We start from the raw sequence: 22,143 nt of genomic DNA, 5'->3' as shown, positions 1-22,143 counted from the left end.
CGCTACTTACCGCGAATCAACCGGCGCAACGCGAACCGGTTCGGGTGGCAAGCTTCGGCCACGGCTCGGGCCACCGGCAACGGCTCACCACTGACCCACGCCGCAATCAGTTCCCCGGACAGCGGTGCAGTAATCAACCCACGCGAGCCATGCCCGCTGTTCACATACAGCCCCGCAAGCCACGGGCAGGCGATATCCGGCACCTGCCGCGCATCCCTGGCCAGCGCGGCGTAGGCATCATTGAACGCCTCGGTATCCGCCACCGGCCCGACGATGGGCAGATAGTCCGGGCTGGTGCAACGGAACGCCGCACGGCCTTGCAGTTGCTCGACATCGAGCTCTGCAACGGCCAAGCGCTGGGCCAGGTCGGTGGAAATCTCGTCCAGCAGCGCCAGGTTGCCCTGGTGCTCGGCTGTGGTCGGCGTGGTGACCTGGCTGTGGAAGTCGAAGCTGGCGCCCAGGGTGTGCTCGTCGCCACGCGGCGGCGCCACATAGCCTTCGGCGCACACCACCGTTTGCAGCGCCCGGCTGGCGTCGGTGGCCGGCAAGCGGGTGATCTGCCCGCGAATACGCTTGAGCGGCAGCCCGGCGCAGGCCGGGAAGTTGCGCACCTCGGCGGCACCGGCCAGCACCACCAGCGGCGCGCTGGCCAGCAGGCGTTCGCTGTCCCAGGCCTGCCACAGGCCATCGGCCTTGCGCAGTTGGAGCACATTGGCGTGGTTCAGCAGGCGGATGCGCGGATGGCCGAGCTGCGCCTGGCACAGCGCGGGCGGATGCACCCAGCCCCCTTCGGGGTAGTACAGGCCGCCAGCGGGCAGGGCGACGCCAGCGACGGTCTGGGCCTGGTCGCGGTCCAGCACCCGCAGCAGGCTGCTGTCGAACGCCGCCGCCAGTTTGGCCTGGCGTTCGGCTTCCTTGCCGTCGAAGGCCAGTTGCAACACCCCGCAGCCGTCCCAGGCCTGGCCGCGCTGCAGGCGTTCGAGCCAGCGACGGGTGTAGCCGAAGCCGGCAAGGATCATTTGCGACAGCGCCGTGCCGTGGGCGGACAGCTTGAGGTAGAGCACGCCTTGCGGGTTGCCCGAGGCTTCCCGCGCCGGGCCGTCGTGGCGCTCCAGCACGCTGACCTGCCAGCCGCGTGCGGCCAGGCTGGCGGCCGTGGCACTGCCGGCCAGGCCGGCACCGATCACCAGGGCTTCGCGCGGGCCGGGTGGCGTGGCCGGGCGGGCGTACCAAGGGGCGGGCGGGGCGGCGGGTTCACCGCTGTAGTGGCCGTGCATCACCTCCCATTTCTTGCCCAGCCCCGGCACCTTCTTCATGGTGAAGCCGGCTTCGACCAGCGACCGGCGAACCCAGCCGGTGGTGGTGAAGGTGCCCAAGGTAGTGCCGGGGTGCGACAGGCGCGCCAGCTGGGCGAACAGCTCGGGGGTCCACATGTCGGGGTTTTTCGCCGGGGCGAAGCCGTCGAGGAACCAGGCGTCGATGCGCGCATCGAGTTGCGGCAGCTGCTCCAGGGCATCGCCGATCATCAGCGTCAGGGTCACCCGGCCGCCGTCCAGGCTGAACTGCTGAAAGCCCGGGTGGATGGCCACGTACTGCTCGAGCAGCGGGCCGGTGAATGCGGCGAACTGTGGCCACAACTGCATGGCCCGCGCCAGGTCGTCACGGGTCAGCGGGTACTTCTCGACGCTGACGAAATGCAGGCGGGCATCGGCATGGGCCAGTTGGTCGAACAGTTGCCAGGCACAGAAAAAATTCATGCCGGTGCCGAAGCCGGTCTCGCCGATCACCAGGCAGGCGTGTGGCGCCAGTTCGGCGAAACGCTGGCGCAGGCGGTTCTGCTCGATGAACACATGCACGGTTTCGTCGATGCCGTCTTCCCTGGAGAAATACACATCGTCGTATTGGCGCGAGTGCGGACGGCCCTGGTCGTCCCAGTCGATCTGGGCATGTTGGTGGAGGGTGGACATGGGGGGCTCGGTTGCGGCGGATGGCCGATTTTAAGGCATTGGTACAGGGGAAACACAATCCGCTAGTCTTGCTTATCCAATGAAGGAGCCCAGCATGTTCGAATCCGCGGAAATCGGTCACAGCATCGACAAGGACACCTACGAGGCCGAAGTGCCCGCCCTGCGCGAGGCGTTGCTCGAAGCCCAGTACGACCTCAAGCAGCAGGGGCGTTTCCCGGTGATCGTGCTGATCAACGGTATCGAGGGCGCCGGCAAGGGCGAGACGGTCAAGCTGCTCAACGAGTGGATGGACCCGCGCCTGATCGAGGTGCGCACCTTCGACCAGCAGACCGACGAAGAGCTGGCGCGCCCACCGGCCTGGCGCTACTGGCGGGCACTGCCGCCGAAAGGGCGCATGGGCGTGTTCTTCGGCAACTGGTACAGCCAGATGCTCGAAGGCCGGGTGCATGGCCAGTTCAAGGACGCCGTGCTCGACCAGGCCATCGCCGGGGCCGAGCGCCTGGAGCAGATGCTGTGCGACGAAGGCGCGCTGATCATCAAGTTCTGGTTCCACCTGTCCAAGAAGCAGATGAAGGCGCGGCTCAAGGCGCTGAAGGACGACCCGCTCCACAACTGGCGCATCAGCCCGCTGGACTGGCAGCAATCGGAAACCTATGACCGCTTCGTGCGCTTTGGCGAGCGCGTGCTGCGCCGTACCAGCCGCGACTACGCGCCCTGGCATGTGGTCGAGGGCTTCGACCCGCACTACCGCAGCCTGGCGGTGGGGCGCATCCTGCTGGAGAGCCTGCAGGCTGCCCTGGCCAACAACCCCAAGGGCAAGCATCAGGGTAACGTGGCGCCACTGGGGCGCAGCATCGACCAGAAGAGCCTGCTCGGTGCGTTGGACCTGACCCTGCGCCTGGCCAAGCGCGACTACGAAGAACAGCTGGTTACCGAGCAGGCGCGTCTGGCCGGTCTGCTGCGCAACAAGTACATGCGCCGCCATGCGCTGGTGGCGGTGTTCGAAGGCAATGACGCTGCCGGCAAGGGCGGGGCGATCCGCCGGGTGGCGGCGGCGCTCGATCCGCGCCAGTACCGTATCGTGCCGGTGGCCGCGCCCACCGAGGAGGAACGTGCGCAGCCCTACCTGTGGCGCTTCTGGCGGCACATTCCGGCGCGCGGCAAGTTCACCATCTTCGACCGCTCCTGGTACGGGCGGGTGCTGGTGGAGCGGGTCGAGGGTTTCTGCAGCCCGGCCGACTGGATGCGTGCCTATGGCGAGATCAATGACTTCGAGGAGCAACTGCGCAACGCCGGGGTGGTGGTGGTCAAGTTCTGGCTGGCCATCGACCAGCAGACTCAGTTGGAGCGTTTTGAGGAACGCGAGCAGATCCCGTTCAAGCGCTACAAGATCACCGAGGAAGACTGGCGCAACCGCGACAAGTGGGACGTCTACAGCGAAGCGGTGGGCGACATGGTCGACCGCACCAGCACCGAGATCGCGCCGTGGACCCTGGTGGAGGCCAACGATAAGCGCTGGGCGCGGGTGAAGGTGCTGCGCACCATCAACGAGGCGCTGGAGGCGGCGTTTGCCAAGCACAAGAAATAGGGTCAACACCGTCCCCTGTAGGAGCGGCCTTGTGCCGCGAAAGGGCCGCGCAGCGGCCCCAGCATTCTTGCGACTGACCCGAAAGCCGGGGGCGCTTCGCACCCCGTTCGCGGCACAAGGCCGCTCCTACAAAGGGATACCCATGCCGGGTGGGAATGACCTGATGAATTCTTTTCCCGCAACCCGCCCTCGGCCCGGCGCTGCAACCCCTTAGAATCCAGTTTCCCCCACCACGGGCCTGATCGAGGACACCATGCACATCACTTCCGGCCGTTGGGTTTTCGGCCTGCTGCTCGCCCTGTTGACCGCGCTGCTGTGGGGCATCTTGCCCATCAAGCTCAAGCAGGTGCTGCAAGTGATGGACCCGGTGACCGTCACCTGGTACCGCCTTGCGGTGTCCGGTGGGTTGCTGTTCGCCTGGCTGGCGGCCCGTCGGCAGCTACCTTCGTTCGGCCGGCTGGGCGGCAAGGGCAAACTGCTGGTGCTGGTCGCCATCGGCGGCTTGTTGGGCAACTATGTGCTGTACCTGATCGGCCTCAAGCTGCTCAGCCCCGGCACCGCGCAGCTGGTGGTGCAACTGGGGCCGGTGTTGTTGCTGGTGGCCAGTGTGTTCGTGTTCAAGGAGCGCTTCAGCCTGGGGCAGGGCATTGGCCTGCTGGTGCTGCTGGCGGGCTTCGGGTTGTTCTTCAACCAGCGCCTGGAAGAGTTGCTGACCTCGTTGGGTGCCTACACCACCGGGGTGTTGACCATCCTGTTGGCCACCAGCATCTGGGTGTTCTACGCCCTGAGCCAGAAGCAACTGCTGACGGTGTGGGGGTCGCAGCAGGTGATGATGGTGATGTACCTGGGCTGCGCGATGCTGCTGACGCCCTGGGTGCACCCGCTGGAGGCCCTGCAACTGAGCCCGTTGCAGGGCTGGCTGCTGCTGGCCTGCTGCCTCAACACGCTGGTGGCCTATGGTGCCTTCGCGGAAGCCCTGGCGCACTGGGAGGCCTCGCGGGTGAGCGCGACGCTGGCGTTGACGCCTTTGGTGACGTTCATTGCAGTGGCGATCGCGGCCTGGGTCTGGCCGGACTACGTGCATGCCGAGGATATCAACGCGCTGGGGTATCTCGGGGCGGTGACGGTGGTGCTGGGGTCGGCGCTGGTGGCGTTGGGGCCATCGTTGGTGGCGGGGTGGAAGGCGCGGCTGGCGCGGGTTGGCTGATTAACTGCGTTGGCTTCTTCGCGGGTAAACCCGCGAAGAAGCTGAAGCGTAGTGTCAGATCAACCCTTGCCCCCAGGCGCCAGCATGTTCTCCGGCCTTACCCACTCATCGAACTGCTCGTTGGTCAGGTACTTCAACTCCAGTGCCGCCTCACGCAGGGTCTTGCCTTCGCTGTAGGCCTTCTTGGCGATTTCCGCGGCCTTGTCATAACCGATGTGCGGGTTGAGCGCCGTCACCAGCATCAGCCCGCGCTCCAGGTGCGCGGCCATCTGCCCGGCGTCGGGCTCGATGCCGGCCACACAGTGCTGCTGGAAGTTGCTGCAGCCATCGGCCAGCAGTTCGATCGACTGCAGCAGGTTGTGGATGATCACCGGCTTGAACACATTCAACTGCAAGTGACCCTGGCTTGCGGCAAAGCCGATTGCCGCGTCGTTGCCCAGCACCTGGCAGGCCAGCATCGACAGGGCCTCGCACTGGGTCGGGTTGACCTTGCCGGGCATGATCGAGCTGCCCGGTTCGTTGGCCGGCAGGCGTACCTCGGCCAGCCCCGCGCGGGGACCGGAGCCGAGCAGGCGCAGGTCGTTGGCGATCTTCATCAGCGCCACCGCGAGGGTTTTCAGCGCGCCGGCCAGGCTGGTCAGCGGCTCGTGGCCGGCGAGGGCGGCGAACTTGTTGGGCGCGGTGATGAAGGGCAGGCCGGAGAGGGCCGCAAGCTCCGCGGCGATGGCCTCGGCAAAACCATGCGGGGCGTTGAGCCCGGTGCCCACCGCCGTGCCGCCCTGGGCCAGCTCGCACACCGCCGGCAGGGTGGCGCGGATGGCGCGCTGGGCGTAGTCGAGCTGGGCGACGAAGGCCGAGACTTCCTGGCCGAAGGTGATCGGCGTGGCGTCCATCATGTGCGTGCGGCCGGTCTTGACCAGCTTCTGGTGGCGCGCCGACAGCTCGGCCAGCCCGGATGACAGCTCGGCGATGGCCGGTAGCAGCTTGTGCTGCACGGCCTGGGCGGCGGCGATGTGCATGGCGGTGGGGAAGCAGTCGTTGGAGCTTTGCGAGCGGTTGACGTGATCGTTGGGGTGGACCGGCACCTTGCCGCCACGGCCCTTGCCGGCCAGCTCGTTGGCGCGCCCGGCGATCACCTCGTTGACGTTCATGTTGCTCTGGGTGCCGCTGCCGGTCTGCCAGACCACCAGCGGGAACTGGTCGTCGTGCTCGCCGTCGAGCACTTCGTCGGCGGCCTGCTCGATCAGCCGGGCGATGTCGGCGGGCAGGTCGCCGTTGCGGTCATTGACCCGCGCCGCGGCTTTCTTGACCAGCGCCAGGGCGTGCAGCACCGCGAGGGGCATGCGCTCCTTGCCTATGGCGAAGTTGATCAGCGAACGCTGGGTCTGCGCACCCCAGTAGGCGTCCTCCGGAACTTCCACCGGGCCCAGGCTGTCTGTCTCGATACGGCTCATGCTGCGCTCACTCCTTTGTAGTCCGAATTCGCAGTTTAGGCCTTGATTCGATCAAGCGGTTCCCACGCTCGTCGTAGCCCTTGAGCACTTCGCCATCACGGCGCAGAATGCTCTACTCTGAGGTACCCGCCTCCCTTTCTTGAAGGAAATGCAATGACCCGTCTCCGTGTCCTCTGTGCCGCCGTAGCCCTGGTCTGTGCCAGCGGCCAGGTACTCGCTGCCACCCCCAGCCACAATGCCGCCGCCGAGAAGTTCCTGACCCTGGCCAACGCCGACAAGCTGGGCACCCCGGTGTACATGCAGGTCCAGCAGATGTTCGCCCAGCGCTTCGAGCAGACCAAGGCGCCGGCCTCCAAGAAAACCGTACTCGACAGCTACCAGGCCAAGGCCAATGCCGCCCTGGACAACGCCATTGGCTGGAAGAAGCTCAAGCCGAAGATGGTCGACCTGTACACCGCCACCTTCACCGAGGCCGAGTTGAACGACCTGGTCAAGTTCTACGAGTCGCCGCTGGGCAAGAAAGTCCTGCGCGAAATGCCCAAGGTCACCCAGCAGTCGGCCCAGCTCACCCAGCAGAGCCTCGAGCCTGCGGTACCGGTGGTCAACAAGCTGCTCGACGACATGACCAAGGAACTCGACCCGAACGCCGGCAAGGCCCCGGCCAAGAAGTGAGCCCATCGCGATGAGCATGCAGCAACGCATCGAACAGCAACTGGCGCCGCTGGGCACCGCGCACCTTGAAGTGCTCAACGAAAGCCACATGCACAGCCGTGGCCAGGAGACGCACTACAAGGCGGTGCTGGTCAGCGAGCAGTTCGCCGGGCTGAACAGCGTCAAGCGCCACCAGAAGGTCTACGCCACCATGGCTGAGCTGATGGGCGAAATCCACGCCTTGGCCATTCACACCTACACCCCTGAAGAGTGGGCCCAGGTGGGTGTGGCACCGGCCTCGCCGGTGTGTGCCGGCGGCGGGCACTGAATCCATTCCGGCATTCTGGTAGACTGCACAACGCGCCGCTTGTCGGCGCGTTTTTATTTGTCATTCCGGTCCGCCCCTTACGAGGGCAACCACCTGGAGATTCAACGCAATGACCCAACCGATCGTCGTGGCGGCGCTGTACAAGTTCGTCACCCTGGAAGACTACCTCGAGCTGCGCGAGCCGCTGCTCAACGCCATGCTGGAAAACGGCGTCAAAGGCACCCTGCTGCTGGCCCACGAAGGCATCAACGGCACCGTGTCGGCCACCCGTGAAGGCATCGACGGGCTGCTGGCCTGGCTGCGCAACGACCCGCGCCTGGTGGACGTCGACCATAAAGAGTCGTACTGCGACGAGCAGCCGTTCTACCGCACCAAGGTCAAGCTCAAGAAAGAGATCGTCACCCTCGGCGTGCCGGGCGTGGACCCGAACCAGGCCGTGGGCACCTACGTCGAGCCGAAGGATTGGAACGCCCTGATCAGCGACCCTGAAGTGCTGCTGATCGACACCCGCAACGACTACGAAGTGGCCATCGGCACCTTCAAGGGCGCCATCGACCCGAAGACCGAGACCTTCCGCGAGTTCCCCGATTACATCAAGGCCAACTTCGACCCCAGCAAGCACAAGAAGGTGGCCATGTTCTGCACCGGCGGCATCCGTTGCGAAAAAGCCTCGAGCTACATGCTCGGTGAGGGCTATGAAGCGGTCTATCATCTCAAGGGCGGCATCCTGAAATACTTCGAGGAAGTACCTCAGGAAGAAAGCCTGTGGGACGGCGACTGCTTCGTCTTCGACAACCGGGTCACCGTGCGTCACGACCTGACCGAAGGCGAGTACGACCAGTGCCACGCTTGCCGCCACCCGATCGATGTGAAGGACCGTGAGTCCGAGCACTATTCGCCAGGCGTGAGCTGCCCGCATTGCTGGGACAGCCTGAGTGAGAAGACCCGGCGCAGCGCCATCGACCGCCAGAAACAGATCGAGCTGGCCAAGGCGCGCAACCAGCCGCACCCGATCGGTTTCAACTACAAAGCCGAGGCCTGATGCATGTCCGCACGCCTGCTCTATGTGATGGACCCGATGTGCTCCTGGTGCTGGGGTTTCGCCCCGGTGGCCGAGGCGCTGATCGCCCAGGCGCGCGAGGCCGGTGTCAGCACCCGCCTGGTACCGGGCGGGCTGCGTACAGGCGGCACTGCCCTGGACGCCTCGACCCGCAAGTACATCCTCGAGCATTGGCAGGCGGTGCATGACGCCACCGGGCAACCGTTCCAGTTCGAAGGCGCGATGCCGGATGGTTTCGTCTACGACACCGAGCCTGCCTGCCGCGCCTTGGTTGCGGCCCGTGAGTTGGACGAGCAGCGCGCCTGGGGCCTGCTCAAGCTGATCCAGGCGTCGTTCTACCAGCAGGGCGTGGATGTCACCCGCGCCCCGCAACTGGTCGAGCTGGCTGAACAGGCCGGGTTCGACCGGGAGCTGTTCGCCCAGCGCTTCGCCAGCCACGACACCCGCACTGCCACCACGGCCGATTTCGCCTGGGTGCAGGACCTGGGGATCGCCGGCTTCCCCACGCTGCTGGCCGAGCGCAATGGCCAGCTGGCCCTGCTGACCAACGGCTACCAGCCGCTGCAAAGCCTGCAACCCTTGCTCGGCCGCTGGCTGCAGCAGGCCGTGTGTGCTTGACCTGCCCGGGTCGCCAGACCCTGTACCTGGGAAGCCCCCCGCTGTGCCCGATCGCTTGAGCTGGGCGGAAATCCGCCGCCTTGCCCTGCACCACAAGAAAGCCCTGTGGAGCGCCAACCTGGTGGCGGTGTTCGCCGCCCTGTGCAGTGTGCCGATACCGTTGCTGCTGCCGCTGCTGGTGGACGAAGTGTTGCTGGGGCATGGCGATGCCGCGCTCAAATGGATGAATCACTTGCTGCCCAGCGGCTGGCAGGTGGCCGCCGGGTATATCGGCCTGATGCTCTGCGCCACGCTGACCTTGCGCCTGGCCGCGCTGGCCTTCAACGTGGTCCAGGCCAAGCTGTTCGCCGGGCTTGCCAAGGATATCGTCTACCGCCTGCGCATCCGCCTGATCGAGCGGCTCAAGCGCATCTCGCTGCAGGAGTATGAAAGCCTGGGCAGCGGCACGGTGACCACCCACCTGGTCACCGACCTGGATACCCTCGACAAGTTCGTTGGCGAAACCCTCAGCCGCTTCCTGGTGGCGGTGCTGACACTCACCGGCACGGCGGCGATCCTTATCTGGATGCACTGGCAGCTGGCGCTGCTGATCCTGCTGTTCAACCCTCTGGTGATCTACTTCACCGTGCAGCTGGGCAAACGCGTCAAGCACCTGAAAAAACTCGAGAACGACAGCACTGCACGCTTCACCCAGGCGCTGACCGAAACCCTCGATGCCATCCAGGAGATCCGCGCCGGCAACCGCCAGGGCTATTTCCTCGGCCGCCTAGGCCTGCGTGCCCGCGAGGTGCGCGACTATGCCGTTGCCTCGCAGTGGAAAAGCGATGCCAGCGGCCGCGCCAGCGGGCTGTTGTTCCAGTTCGGCATCGATATCTTCCGTGCCGCCGCCATGCTCACCGTGCTGTTCTCCGACCTGTCCATCGGCCAGATGCTGGCGGTGTTCAGCTACCTGTGGTTCATGATCGGCCCGGTGGAGCAACTGCTGAACCTGCAGTACGCCTACTATGCCGCCGGCGGCGCCCTGAGCCGGCTCAACGAGCTGCTGGCGCGCGCCGACGAGCCGCAGTACCCGGCGGCCAGCGACCCGTTCGCCGGGCGTGAGACGGTGGGCATCGAGGTGCGTGACCTGCGTTTTGCCTACGCCGAAGAGCCGGTGCTGGACCAGTTGAACCTGTCCATCGCCCCGGGTGAGAAGGTGGCTATCGTGGGCGCCAGTGGCGGTGGCAAGAGCACCCTGGTGCAACTGTTGCTGGGGCTGTACAGCGCCCAGGCCGGGACCATCCGCTTTGGTGGCGCCAGCCTGCAGGAAATCGGCCTGGAGACGCTGCGCGAGCATGTTGCGGTGGTGCTGCAGCACCCGTCGCTGTTCAACGACAGCGTGCGTGCCAACCTGACCATGGGCCGCGAATGCAGTGACGAAGCCTGTTGGCACGCGCTGCGCATCGCCCAGCTGGATGCCACCATCACGGCCCTGCCGCAGGGCCTGGACAGCGTGGTCGGCCGCTCCGGGGTGCGCCTGTCCGGCGGCCAGCGGCAGCGCCTGGCAATTGCGCGCATGGTGCTGGCCGAGCCCAAGGTGGTGATCCTCGACGAGGCTACCTCGGCGCTGGATGCCGCCACCGAGTACAACCTGCACCAGGCCTTGGCGCGGTTCCTCAGCGGGCGCACCACGCTGATCATCGCCCACCGGCTGTCGGCGGTGAAGCAGGCCGACCGGGTGCTGGTGTTCGATGGCGGGCATGTGGCCGAGGATGGCGACCACCAGCAACTGATCGCCGAAGGCGGCCTGTACGCCAAGTTGTACGGGCACCTGCAGCAGACCTAAAAACAGCCGCACGTTACAAGCTTCAAGCGGCAAGAGGAGCGCGTGCGCTTTTTCTTGCTGCTTGAAGCTTGTCGCTTGTCGCTGCTTCATGGCAAATGGCCTACGCTGTGCTGTGTCTAGGTCGATTCGTGCCTTATCTGCCGCCGTGACAGGGATTACATGAAGGGAAATCGGACTCTCGAAGCGCCAAGGCTGCTGGGCATCATCTGGCCTTTCGTTGCCGTTGTGGTTTTCCAGGTGCTGCTGGGCAGCCTCAGCCTTTATGCGTTGTCCTCGGTGCGTGCCTACGTGGCGGGGGAAAGCCTGTGGTCCAAGGCCCAGAAGGACGCCATCTACTACTTGAGCCTGTACGCCGACGATCGTCACCCGCTGACCTACCAACGCTATCGCCAGGCCATTCTGGTGCCCCAGGGCGACCACGACCTGCGCCTGGCGCTCGACCGGGCGGAGCCGGACATCGAAGCCGCGCGCAAGGGCATCCTGCAGGGCGGCAACCACCCGGACGATGTCGCCCGGATCATCTGGTTCTACCGCAACTTTCGCCACATCAGCTACATGCAGACCGCCATCGACTACTGGGATATCGGCGACGACTACCTGCGCCAGCTCGATGTGCTGGCGGGTGAGATGCGCGAGGGCTTTGTCAGTGGCGCTGTCGACGCAGGCCTTGTGGCGCAATGGAAGACCCGTATCGTCGCCATCAACGATGGCGTGACCCCGGCCGCCAAGGCCTTCAGCGACGCCCTGGGCGAGGGCTCGCGGGCGCTGCTCAAAGTGCTGATGCTCACCAACCTGATCACTGCACTGTTCCTCATCGCCATGGCCTGGCTGCGCTCGAGCAAGCTGCTGGCCCAGCGCCAGGCCTTCGCCAGTGCCTTGCAGGAAGAGCGGGAGCGGGCGCAGGTCACCCTCGAGTCGATCGGCGATGCGGTGATCACCACCGACGTCGATGGCTGCATCACCTTCATGAACCCCGCGGCCGAGCAGCTGACTCACTGGCAGGCTGCCCAGGCCGAGGGCCTGCCATTGGCGGCGTTGTTCAGCCTGCTCGACGAGAACGCCGAGAAGGACAGCCGAACCCTGGTCGAACAGGTGCTCAGCGGCAGCCTCAAGGGCAGCGACGAACATGCCCGGTTGATCCAGCGTCTGGACGGCAGCACGGTCTCCATCAACCTGGTGGGTTCGCCGATCATGACCGACGGCCAGGTCAGCGGTATCGTCGTGGTGCTTCACGACATGACCCAGGAGCGCCAGTACATCGCCAACCTGTCATGGCAGGCGACCCATGACGCCCTCACCGGGCTGGCCAACCGCCGCGAATTCGAATACCGCCTGGAGCAGGCGCTCAACACCCTGATGCGCCAGGCGGGGCGCCACTCGTTGATGTTCCTCGACCTCGACCAGTTCAAGCTGGTCAACGACACCTGTGGCCATGCCGCCGGCGACGAGTTGCTGCGGCATATCTGCGCGGTGCTGCAGTCGGGCCTGCGCGAGGGTGACACCCTGGCGCGCCTGGGGGGCGACGAATTCGGCGTGCTGCTGGAAAACTGCCCGCCGGAGCAGGCCGAGCGCATTGCCGAGCAGCTGCGCCAGGCGGTGCAGAGCCTGCATTTCGTGTGGAAGGGCCGGCCGTTCGTCACCACGGTGAGTATTGGCCTGGTGCATATCGCCCAGGCACCGAGCACCCTGGAGGCGTCGCTGCGGGCTGCCGACATGGCCTGCTACATGGCCAAGGAGAAAGGGCGCAACCGGGTCCAGGTGTACCACGCCGACGACAGCGAGCTGTCCATGCGCTTTGGCGAGATGGCCTGGATCCAGCGCCTGCATGTGGCGCTGGAGGAGAACCGCTTCTGCCTGTACGCCCAGGAGATCGCGCCCTTGCAAGGGCAGGAGGGGCCGGGCCATATCGAAATCCTGCTGCGCCTGCATGATGAAAGCGGACGCACCATTCTGCCCGATAGCTTTATCCCGGCAGCCGAGCGTTACGGCTTGATGACGGCCCTCGATCGCTGGGTGGTGCGCAGTGTGTTCCAGGTGATCCGCCAATGCCTGGACGAGGGGCGCGAGGGGCCGTTGGCCCTGTGCGCGATCAACCTGTCGGGTTCGAGCATCGGTGACGACAACTTCCTCGAATACCTGCAGCGGCTGTTTGGTGAGTTCGAGATCCCGCCACGGCTCATCTGTTTTGAAATAACGGAAACCAGTGCAATCGCCAATCTTGGGAGCGCGATTCGATTCATCAATGAATTGAAAGGGCTGGGCTGCAAGTTCTCCCTCGATGACTTCTGCGCCGGGATGTCGTCATTCGCCTATTTGAAACATTTACCGGTAGACTTCCTGAAGATCGACGGAAGTTTTGTCAAAGACATGCTCGACGACCCGATCAATCGGGCTATGGTTGAGGTGATCAATCACATCGGTCATGTGATGGGCAAGCGCACCATCGCCGAGTTCGTCGAGACACCCTTGATCGAGCAGGCTTTGCAGGAAATCGGCGTGGATTACGCCCAGGGCTATCTCATCGAGCGGCCGCAGGTATTCACCTGCGACAGCCTGCAGCGCCAACGGATTGCCGCGAGACCCCTGTTACACCGGGCGCCGGGGACCTTTCGCTGAATTCAGCCCGGAAATCACAGGGAATCAAGGAGCTGACAGTGATTGACGCATTCATAAGGATCGGACCCTTGATGGATCCGGCCAGTTATCCGGATTGGGCCCAGCAACTGATCGAGGATTGCCGCGAAAGCAAGCGCAGGGTGGTCGAGCATGAGTTCTACCAGCGTCTGCGCGATGGTCAGTTACGCCCGGCAACCATCCGCCAGTACCTGATCGGCGGTTGGCCGGTGGTCGAGCAGTTCTCGCTGTACATGGCCCACAACCTCACCAAGACCCGTTACGGGCGCCACGCCGGTGAAGACATGGCGCGGCGCTGGCTGATGCGCAACATCCGCGTTGAACTCAACCATGCCGACTACTGGGTGCACTGGTGCCAGGCCCACGGCATTCACCTGCACGAGCTGCAGGCGCAGGAGGTGCCGCCCGAGCTTAATGGCCTGAACGACTGGTGCTGGCGGGTCTGCGCCACCGAGTCGCTGGCCATCGCCATGGCCGCCACCAACTACGCCATCGAAGGTGCCACGGGCGAGTGGTCGGCGGTGGTTTGTGCCGATGACACCTACGCCCAAGGCTTCCCCGACGAAACCCGCAAGCGCGCGATGAAGTGGCTGAAAATGCACGCCCAGTACGACGATGCGCACCCGTGGGAGGCGCTGGAAATCATCTGCACGCTGGCAGGTGAGAACCCGACGCTGGGGCTGCGCACCGAACTGCGCAGGGCGATCTGCAAGAGCTACGACTGCATGTTCCTGTTCCTGGAGCGTTGCATGCAGCTGGAAGGGCGCCAACAGGGGCGGATGCGCCCGGCCTTGGCGGCGGGCTGATTGCTGGGGTTTGCGGCTCTTTCGCGGCACAAGGCCGCTCCTACAGAAGCATGCGTACCTCTGTAGGAGCGGCCTTGTGTCGCGAAAGGGCTGCGCAGCGGCCCCGGCAATCTTGAACGTTACTGCGCGTTCAGCGCCTGCCCGTTCACTTCCTTGCTGTCTGGCCCCATCAGGTACAGATACACCGGCATGATCTCTTCGGGCAGCGGATTGTTCTGCGGGTTCTCGCTCGGGTAGGCCTGCGCGCGCATCGCCGTGCGCGTGGCGCCTGGGTTGATGCTGTTGGCACGCACCGGCGCCACGCCTTCCAGCTCGTCGGCCAGGGTCTGCATCAGCCCTTCGGTGGCGAACTTCGACACGCCATACGCCCCCCAGTAAGCCCGGCCCTTGCGCCCGACGCTGCTGGAGGTGAACACCACCGAGGCGTCCTCCGACAGCTTGAGCAGCGGCAGCAGGGTGCTGGTGAGCATGAAGGTGGCGTTGACGTTGATGTGCATCACGCGCATGAAGTTATCGCCCGACAGCTGTTCCATCGGCGTGCGCGGGCCGATGATCGAGGCGTTGTTGAGCAGGCCGTCGAGGCGGCCGAACTGCTCCTCGATCATCGCCGCCAGTTCGTCGTACTGGTGGGGCAGGGCGGTTTCCAGGTTGAACGGGATCACCACGGGTTGCGGATGACCGGCAGCCTCGATCTGGTCATAGACCTCGTTGAGGTTGGCTTCGGTCTTGCCCAGCAGCAGCACGGTGGCGCCAAGGCCGGCATAGGCCCTGGCGGCGGCGGCGCCGATGCCGCGGCCGGCGCCGGTGACCAGGATGATCCGGCCTTTGAGCAGGTCGGGGCGGGCGGTGTAGTCGAACATGTCCAGATCCTTCGAGTTCGTTGATGCTGCACCGCTCCCACAGGACGGTGTTCGGGGCATCAGTTGGCGTTCAGCAGCCGCACAGCGCGCTGTCGATCACCTTGCGCAGTTCCAGCGGGTGGTCCACCACCACGTCGGCGCCCCAGTTGTTGGGGTTGTCCTGTGGATGAATATAGCCATAGCGCACGGCGGCGGTGCGGGTGCCGGCATCGCGGCCCGACTCGATATCGCGCAGGTCGTCGCCGACGAACAGCACGCTGGCCGGGTCCAGGTTCAGTGTCTTGCAGGCGAGGATCATCGGCTCCGGGTCGGGCTTGCTGCGCGTCACGTGCTCGGGGCAGATCAGCAGCGCCGAGCGTTCGGCCAGGCCCAGGCGCTGCATGATCGGCTCGGCGAAACGCACCGGCTTGTTGGTGACCACGCCCCACAGCAGGTTGCCGCGTTCGATGTCGGCCAGCAGCTCCGGCATGCCGTCGAACAGCTTGCTGTGCACCGCGCAGTCGCGCTGGTAGCGCTCGAGGAACTCCAGGCGCAGGGCCTCGAAGCCGTCGGCGTCCGGGTCCATGGCGAAGGTGGCGGCAACCATGGCGCGGGCGCCACCGGAGATCTCGTCGCGGATGCGCGCGTCATCGATGGCCGGCAGGCCGCGATCGGCGAGCATGGCCTGGCAGATGGCGATGAAGTCCGGCGCCGTGTCCAGCAGGGTGCCGTCCATGTCGAAGAGTACTGCTCGCAGGCGCATGCTCATTCCTCGCGCAGGGTCTGGATCATGTAGTTGACGTCGACGTCGTTGCACAGCTTGTAGTGCTTGGTCAGCGGGTTGTAAGTGAGGCCGATGATGTCCTTCACTTCAAGGCCGGCAGCGCGGCTCCAGGCGCCCAGTTCGGAGGGGCGGATGAACTTCTTGAAGTCGTGGGTGCCGCGCGGCAGCATCTTGAGGATGTACTCGGCGCCGACGATGGCCAGCAGGTAGGCCTTGGGGTTGCGGTTGATGGTCGAGAAGAACACCTGGCCGCCTGGCTTGACCATGCGGTAGCAGGCGCGGATCACCGAGGATGGGTCGGGCACGTGCTCGAGCATTTCCAGGCAGGTGACCACGTCGAACTGCTCGGGCATTTCCTCGGCCAGGGCTTCGGCGGTGATCTGCCGGTATTCGACTGCGACGCCGGACTCCAGCTGGTGCAGCTGGGCTACCGCCAGCGGTGCCTCGCCCATGTCGATGCCGGTGACGGTGGCGCCGCGCTGGGCCATCGCTTCACTGAGGATGCCGCCGCCGCAGCCGACGTCGAGCACTTTCTTGCCGGCCAGGCTGACCCGTTCGTCGATCCAGTTGACGCGCAACGGGTTGATGTCGTGCAGGGGCTTGAACTCGCTTTCGCGGTCCCACCAGCGGTGGGCCAGGGCTTCGAACTTGGCGATTTCGGCGTGGTCGACGTTGCTCATTTGAACAGTCCTCTGAAACTTCGATAAAGAGTGTCACGGGGCGGCAGCCGTGGCTGCCGGCCAGTCATTCGTTGCGCCCGTTGATGCGGGCTCCCCAGGCGCGGGCCGTGGCGGCCAGTGCCTGCTCGTCCATCCGCGTCAGGCGGCGGTCCTGCACCAGGGGATGGCCGGCGACCCAGACGTCTTTGACGCAGTCGCGGCCGGTGGCGTAGATCAGTTGCGAAACCGGGTCGTGCACGGGTTGCTGGGCCAGGCCGGACAGGTCGAACACGGCCAGGTCGGCGGCCTTGCCCGGCTCCAGTGAGCCGGTCACGTCCCCAAGGCCCAGCGCACGCGCGCCATTGAGCGTGGCCATGCGCAGCGCCCGGTGGGCGTCCAGGGCGGTGGCGCTGCCGGCGACGGCCTTGGCCAGCAGGGCGGCGGTGCGGGTTTCGCCGAGCAGGTCGAGGTCGTTGTTGCTGGCCGCGCCATCGGTACCGATGGCCACATTCACACCGGCCTGCCACAGGCGCTCCACCGGGCAGAAGCCGCTGGCCAGCTTGAGGTTGGATTCCGGGCAGTGGACCACGCTGGTGTTGCTTTCTACCAGCAGCGCCAGGTCTTCGTCGCTGACCTGGGTCATGTGCACTGCCTGCAGGTTGGGGCCGAGCAGGCCCAGGCGCGCAAGGCGCGCCAGCGGGCGCTCGCCGGTGTCGTTGAGCGCCTGCTCGACTTCGCTGGCGGTCTCATGGATGTGCATGTGCAGCGGCGCGTCGAGCTGGTCGGCGATGATGCGGATCTTTTCCAGGTTCTGGTCACTGACCGTGTAGGGCGCGTGTGGGCCCAGGGCGATGCTGATGCGCGGGTGGTGGCGCAGGTCGCCGAACAGCTCGATGGCCAGCTGCAGGCCTTCTTCCGGGGTGCGTGCGCCGGGGATCGGGAAGTCCAGCAGGGGCACTGCGATCTGGGCGCGGATGCCGCTGCGGTGCACGCGGTCGCAGGCTTCGCGGGGGAAGAAGTACATGTCGGCGAAGCAGGTGATGCCGCCCTTGAGCTGTTCGGCGATGGCCAGGTCGGTGCCGTCGCGCACGAAGGCCTCGTCGACCCAGCGCCCTTCCGCCGGCCAGATGTGTTCCTGGAGCCAGGTCATCAAGGGCAGGTCGTCGGCAAGCCCGCGGAACAGGCTCATGGCGGCATGGCCGTGGGCATTGATCAGCCCGGGGCTGAGCAGGCAGTCGGGCAGCTCGCGCACCGCGTTCGCCTGGGGGGCCCGCTCGCGCGGGCCAAGCCAGGCGATCAGGCCGTCGCGAATGCCCAGCGCGTGCCCCGTCAGTACCACCCCTGCCGGCTCCACGGGCACCAGCCATTGCGGCACGAGCAGCAGGTCGAGAGGGGGAGTGGCGGTGGGCATGCGCGGCATATACCTGGGTCGGTTCGGCGAAACGCGCAGTATACCCGAGCGTCCGGGGCGCAGGGTCGCTATAATCGCCGGCTTTTGATGCCAGGGCGACGGGGAGAGGCGATGCGCGAGCAACTTTTGGCGGCGGAGACGGTGACGGGCATCGAGTGGCGCGACGGCGCGTTGCACCTGCTCGACCAGCGCCTGCTGCCGCTCGAGCAGCATTGGCTGGCCTGCACCGACGTTGCGGCGGTGGTCGAGGCGATCGGCGACATGGCCGTGCGTGGCGCCTCGGCAATCGGCATCTGTGCCGCCTACGGGCTGGTGCTGGCGTTGCGTCAGCGGCTGGCCGAAGGCGACGGCTGGGAAGAGGCCCTGGAAGAAGACTTCATGATGCTGGGCGAGGCGCGCCCCACGCCGGCCAACCTGTTCTGGGCGCTCAACCGCATGCGCGAACGCCTGCAGCGCCTTCGCCCTGAAGAGGACGTGCTGGCGGCGCTGGAGGCCGAGGCGGTGGCCATCCATGAGAGCGATCGCGAGGCCAACCTGACCATGGCCCAGTTCGGTGTCGAGCAGATCCGCAAGCACCAGGGCAGCGAGCAGGTGCTGCTGACCCATGGCAATGCCGGGGCCCTGGCCAGTGGTGGTTTCGGTACCGCACTGGGGGTGATCCGGGCTGCGGCGCTGGAAGGCATGGTCGAGCGGGTCTATGCCTGTGAGTCGCGCCCGTGGTTGCAGGGCTCGCGCCTGACAGCTTGGGAACTGGCCGCCGATGGCGTGCCGGTGACCGTGGTCGCCGATTCCGCTGCCGGGCACTTGATGAAAGTCAAAGGCATTACCTGGGTGGTGGTCGGCGCCGACTGTATCGCCGCCAATGGCGACGTGGCGGCGAAGATCGGTACCTATCAGATGGCGGTAACGGCGATGCACCATGGCTTGCGCTTCATGGTGGTGGCGCCGAGCACCAGCATCGACCTGAACCTGGCTACAGGTGAAGACATCCCGCTGGAAGTGCGCGGCGAAGAAGAGCTGCTGGAGGTGGAAGGCATCCAGGTAACGGCCGATGTCGAGGCCTACAACCCGGTGGTGGATGTCACCCCGGCCGACCTGATCGACGTGATCGTTACCGAAAGAGGCGTGGTCGAGCGCCCGGATACCGCGAAGATCGCCCAGCTGATGTGCCGCAAACGCCTGCATTGAGGGGGTTTCAGCGGCTTCGCCCTGTCCAGATGGATGGGGCTGTCAGGGGGCGCGGCGGCATCCTGCCATATCTCCCATGCGCCCAGCCTTTGTGGTAACATCCGGCAGTTTCCAAGGCCGCTCGTTGAGGCGGCCTTCATTGCGCAGATCCATGGCACAACTCATTGATTTGTCGTATGTCGTCGCACCCCTATGCACTGCGGCGGCGAGCTTCGTTCGTCCTTCGAGGGATCAGGCGAAGTTTCACCAGAAAAAGGAATCAGGCTTCTCATGGGCGAACTGGCCAAAGAAATCCTCCCGGTCAATATCGAAGACGAACTGAGACAGTCTTACCTCGACTACGCGATGAGCGTGATTGTCGGGCGAGCGCTGCCCGATGCGCGTGACGGCTTGAAGCCCGTGCATCGTCGCGTTCTGTATGCGATGAGCGAACTGGGCAACGACTGGAACAAGCCGTACAAGAAATCCGCCCGTGTGGTCGGTGACGTGATCGGTAAGTACCACCCCCACGGCGACACTGCCGTGTACGACACCATCGTGCGTATGGCGCAGCCGTTCTCGCTGCGCTACCTGCTGGTCGATGGCCAGGGCAACTTCGGTTCGGTGGACGGCGACAACGCCGCGGCCATGCGATACACCGAAGTGCGCATGTCCAAGCTGGCCCACGAGCTGCTGGCCGACCTGCACAAAGAGACCGTCGACTGGGTGCCCAACTACGACGGCACCGAGCAGATCCCGGCGGTCATGCCGACCCGTATCCCCAACCTGCTGGTCAACGGTTCCAGCGGTATTGCCGTGGGCATGGCCACCAACATTCCGCCGCACAACCTGGGCGAAGTGATCGATGGCTGCCTGGCACTGATCGACAACTCCGATATCACGGTCGATGAACTGATGCAGTTCATCCCGGGCCCGGATTTCCCCACGGCCGGCCAGATCAACGGTCGCCAGGGCATCATCGAGGCCTATCGCACCGGCCGTGGCCGCATTTATATGCGCGCCCGCTCCGAGATCGAAGACATCGACAAGGTCGGTGGCCGCCAGCAGATCGTCATCACCGAGCTGCCTTACCAGCTGAACAAGGCGCGCCTGATCGAGAAGATCGCCGAGCTGGTGAAAGAGAAGAAGATCGAAGGCATCACCGAGCTGCGCGACGAGTCCGACAAGGACGGCATGCGCATCGTCATCGAGCTGCGTCGCGGCGAGGTGCCGGAGGTGGTGCTCAACAACCTCTACCAGCAGACCCAGCTGCAGAGCGTGTTCGGCATCAACATTGTTGCCCTGATCGACGGTCGCCCACGCCTGCTCAACCTCAAGGACCTGCTCGAAGCGTTCGTCCGTCACCGCCGCGAAGTGGTGACCCGTCGTACCGTGTTCGAACTGCGCAAGGCCCGCGAACGTGGCCACATCCTTGAAGGTCAGGCGGTCGCGCTGTCCAACATCGACCCGGTCATCGCCCTGATCAAGGCTTCGCCGACGCCTTCCGAGGCCAAGGAAGCGTTGGTCGCCATGGCCTGGGAATCCAGCGCCGTGCAGGTCATGGTCGAGCGCGCCGGCGCCGAGTCGTGCCGCCCGGAAGACCTGCCGGAGCAATACGGCCTGCGCGAAGGCAAGTACTACCTGTCGCCGGAGCAGGCCCAGGCCATTCTCGACCTGCGTCTGCACCGCCTGACCGGCCTTGAGCACGAGAAGCTGCTGGCCGAGTACCAGGAGATCCTCGAGCAGATCGGCGAACTGATCCGCATCCTCAGCAGTGCTGAGCGCCTGATGGAAGTGATCCGCGAAGAGCTTGAAGCGATCCGTGCCGAGTATGGCGATGCCCGCCGCACCGAAATCCTCAATGCCAGCCACGACCTCAACTACGGCGACATGATCCCGGAAGAAGAGCGTGTGGTGACCATCTCCCACGGTGGTTATGCCAAGACCCAGCCGTTGTCCGCCTACCAGGCCCAGCGCCGTGGTGGCAAGGGCAAGTCGGCTACCGGCGTCAAGGACGAGGACTACATCGAGCACCTGCTGGTCGCCAACAGCCACGCCACCCTGTTGCTGTTCTCCAGCAAGGGCAAGGTGTACTGGAAGAAGACCTACGAAATCCCCGAGGCCTCCCGTGCCGCCCGCGGTCGCCCGCTGGTCAACCTGCTGCCGCTGGAGGAGGGTGAGCGCATCACCGCCATGCTGCAGATCGACCTGGAGGCGCTGCAGCAGCACGCAGACCCTGAGGAAGAGCTGGAAGACAGCGATGACAACGTGATCGAAGGCGAGCTGGTAGAGGCCGAAGAGATCGACGAGGAAGACGGTGACACGCCGGAGTGGGTTGCCGAAGCGACAGGCGCCTACATCTTCATGGCCACCGCTTCCGGTACCGTCAAGAAGACCCCGCTGGTGCAGTTCGCCCGTCCGCGTTCCAACGGCCTGATCGCCCTGAAGCTCAAAGAGGGCGACACCCTGATCGCCGCGGCCATCACCGACGGTGCCAAGGAAGTCATGATGTTCTCCGACGCCGGCAAGGTGATCCGTTTCGCCGAGAGCGTCGTGCGCGAAATGGGCCGTACCGCCCGCGGCGTGCGCGGCATGAAGCTGGGCAAAGGGCAGCAGATTATCTCGATGCTGATCCCGGAGTCCGGCGCGCAGATCCTCACCGCTTCCGAGCGTGGCTTCGGCAAGCGTACCCCGCTGTCCAAGTTCCCGCGTCGCGGCCGTGGTGGCCAAGGCGTGATCGCCATGGGTACCAAGGGGCGCAACGGTCTGCTGGTCGGTGCTATCCAGGTGCAGGAAGGCGAAGAGATCATGCTGATCTCCGACCAGGGCACGCTGGTGCGTACGCGGGTTGGCGAAGTGTCCAGCCTGAGCCGTAACACCCAGGGTGTGACGCTGATCAAGCTGGCAGCCGACGAGACGCTGGTAGGCCTGGAGCGTATCCAGGAGCCATCCGAGGACGAACTCGACGATGTCATCGAGACGGACGAGGAGGGCGCACCGCTCGACGCGGTGGATGCCGCTGACGAGGACAGCGCCGGCGCTGAAGAGGCGCCGCAAGAGTAAGCAAGTGCTACAACCCGAACGGGGCGACCAAGGTCGCCCCGTTTGACTGATTAGAGCCGGCAGCGCTGGCCCCTGTAGGAGC

17 protein-coding genes are annotated in these 22,143 nt (G+C 65.3%); 11 read left to right on the top strand and 6 right to left on the bottom strand.

What is annotated here, in order from left to right; translation table 11 throughout:
• Window positions 1–2: 2 nt before the first annotated feature.
• Window positions 3–1,967, bottom strand: coding sequence for a bifunctional tRNA (5-methylaminomethyl-2-thiouridine)(34)-methyltransferase MnmC2/FAD-dependent 5-carboxymethylaminomethyl-2-thiouridine(34) oxidoreductase MnmC1 (gene mnmC, locus L6D77_RS05085; RefSeq protein WP_236170014.1), 1,965 nt, complete (start codon window positions 1,965–1,967; stop codon window positions 3–5).
• A 94-nt stretch (window positions 1,968–2,061) separates the two neighbouring features.
• Between mnmC and pap the strand changes: the two genes are divergently transcribed.
• Window positions 2,062–3,555 carry a polyphosphate:AMP phosphotransferase gene (gene pap, locus L6D77_RS05080; RefSeq protein ID WP_232882340.1) on the top strand — a complete coding sequence of 498 codons (1,494 nt, stop codon included), beginning with the start codon at window positions 2,062–2,064 and terminating at the stop codon, window positions 3,553–3,555.
• A gap of 253 nt (window positions 3,556–3,808) precedes the next feature.
• A complete protein-coding gene (locus L6D77_RS05075; protein WP_232882339.1) occupies window positions 3,809–4,762 on the top strand; it encodes a DMT family transporter in 954 nt (317 codons plus the stop codon).
• 59 nt (window positions 4,763–4,821) lie between these two features.
• Here L6D77_RS05075 and L6D77_RS05070 read toward each other — a convergent pair whose 3' ends face one another.
• Window positions 4,822–6,216, bottom strand: coding sequence for a class II fumarate hydratase (locus tag L6D77_RS05070; protein ID WP_232882338.1), 1,395 nt, complete (start codon window positions 6,214–6,216; stop codon window positions 4,822–4,824).
• Between the two features lie 153 nt (window positions 6,217–6,369).
• Between L6D77_RS05070 and L6D77_RS05065 the strand changes: the two genes are divergently transcribed.
• The 7 genes from L6D77_RS05065 to L6D77_RS05035 all read left to right on the top strand — a co-directional run bounded on the left by L6D77_RS05065 (window position 6,370) and on the right by L6D77_RS05035 (window position 14,138).
• Window positions 6,370–6,888 (top strand): DUF2059 domain-containing protein, encoded by a 519-nt coding sequence (locus L6D77_RS05065; protein ID WP_236170013.1) that lies wholly within the window; start codon window positions 6,370–6,372, stop codon window positions 6,886–6,888.
• A 10-nt stretch (window positions 6,889–6,898) separates the two neighbouring features.
• Window positions 6,899–7,195, top strand: coding sequence for a BolA family protein (locus tag L6D77_RS05060; protein ID WP_125463092.1), 297 nt, complete (start codon window positions 6,899–6,901; stop codon window positions 7,193–7,195).
• A 109-nt stretch (window positions 7,196–7,304) separates the two neighbouring features.
• The gene (gene trhO, locus L6D77_RS05055; protein ID WP_232882336.1) at window positions 7,305–8,237 is read left to right on the top strand and encodes an oxygen-dependent tRNA uridine(34) hydroxylase TrhO; all 933 of its coding nucleotides are present in this window, start codon (window positions 7,305–7,307) and stop codon (window positions 8,235–8,237) included.
• A 3-nt stretch (window positions 8,238–8,240) separates the two neighbouring features.
• Window positions 8,241–8,873, top strand: a complete 633-nt coding sequence (locus tag L6D77_RS05050; protein ID WP_232882335.1) for a DsbA family protein — start codon at window positions 8,241–8,243, stop codon at window positions 8,871–8,873.
• Window positions 8,866–10,698: an ABC transporter ATP-binding protein gene (locus L6D77_RS05045; RefSeq protein WP_232882334.1), complete on the top strand. Its 1,833-nt coding sequence runs from the start codon at window positions 8,866–8,868 to the stop codon at window positions 10,696–10,698. The genes L6D77_RS05050 and L6D77_RS05045 overlap by 8 nt, the downstream gene beginning before the upstream one ends.
• A gap of 159 nt (window positions 10,699–10,857) precedes the next feature.
• A complete protein-coding gene (locus tag L6D77_RS05040) occupies window positions 10,858–13,314 on the top strand; it encodes an EAL domain-containing protein (protein ID WP_236170012.1) in 2,457 nt (818 codons plus the stop codon).
• Window positions 13,315–13,352: 38 nt separating this feature from the next.
• On the top strand, window positions 13,353–14,138 hold the full coding sequence (locus L6D77_RS05035; protein WP_232882332.1) for an iron-containing redox enzyme family protein: 786 nt from the start codon (window positions 13,353–13,355) through the stop codon (window positions 14,136–14,138).
• A 119-nt stretch (window positions 14,139–14,257) separates the two neighbouring features.
• Here L6D77_RS05035 and L6D77_RS05030 read toward each other — a convergent pair whose 3' ends face one another.
• The 4 genes from L6D77_RS05030 to L6D77_RS05015 all read right to left on the bottom strand — a co-directional run bounded on the left by L6D77_RS05030 (window position 14,258) and on the right by L6D77_RS05015 (window position 17,831).
• A complete protein-coding gene (locus L6D77_RS05030; protein ID WP_232882331.1) occupies window positions 14,258–14,998 on the bottom strand; it encodes a YciK family oxidoreductase in 741 nt (246 codons plus the stop codon).
• A gap of 70 nt (window positions 14,999–15,068) precedes the next feature.
• Window positions 15,069–15,740 (bottom strand): N-acetylmuramic acid 6-phosphate phosphatase MupP, encoded by a 672-nt coding sequence (gene mupP / locus L6D77_RS05025; RefSeq protein WP_232882330.1) that lies wholly within the window; start codon window positions 15,738–15,740, stop codon window positions 15,069–15,071.
• 2 nt (window positions 15,741–15,742) lie between these two features.
• Window positions 15,743–16,441: a bifunctional 2-polyprenyl-6-hydroxyphenol methylase/3-demethylubiquinol 3-O-methyltransferase UbiG gene (gene ubiG, locus L6D77_RS05020; RefSeq protein ID WP_232882329.1), complete on the bottom strand. Its 699-nt coding sequence runs from the start codon at window positions 16,439–16,441 to the stop codon at window positions 15,743–15,745.
• A 64-nt stretch (window positions 16,442–16,505) separates the two neighbouring features.
• Window positions 16,506–17,831, bottom strand: coding sequence for a TRZ/ATZ family hydrolase (locus tag L6D77_RS05015; protein WP_232882328.1), 1,326 nt, complete (start codon window positions 17,829–17,831; stop codon window positions 16,506–16,508).
• Between the two features lie 111 nt (window positions 17,832–17,942).
• Here L6D77_RS05015 and mtnA point away from each other — a divergent pair, with 111 nt between their 5' ends.
• Both mtnA and gyrA read left to right on the top strand, forming a co-directional pair.
• Window positions 17,943–19,019 carry an S-methyl-5-thioribose-1-phosphate isomerase gene (gene mtnA, locus L6D77_RS05010; RefSeq protein ID WP_153786962.1) on the top strand — a complete coding sequence of 359 codons (1,077 nt, stop codon included), beginning with the start codon at window positions 17,943–17,945 and terminating at the stop codon, window positions 19,017–19,019.
• 270 nt (window positions 19,020–19,289) lie between these two features.
• Entirely contained in the window at window positions 19,290–22,061 is a 2,772-nt protein-coding gene (gene gyrA / locus L6D77_RS05005) for a DNA gyrase subunit A (RefSeq protein WP_236170011.1), read from the top strand.
• Window positions 22,062–22,143 lie beyond the last annotated feature (82 nt).

Origin of the sequence: Pseudomonas parasichuanensis, assembly GCF_021601385.1 — a bacterium.
Lineage (GTDB): Bacteria > Pseudomonadota > Gammaproteobacteria > Pseudomonadales > Pseudomonadaceae > Aquipseudomonas > Aquipseudomonas parasichuanensis.
This window is presented reverse-complemented; position numbering and strand designations above follow the sequence as displayed.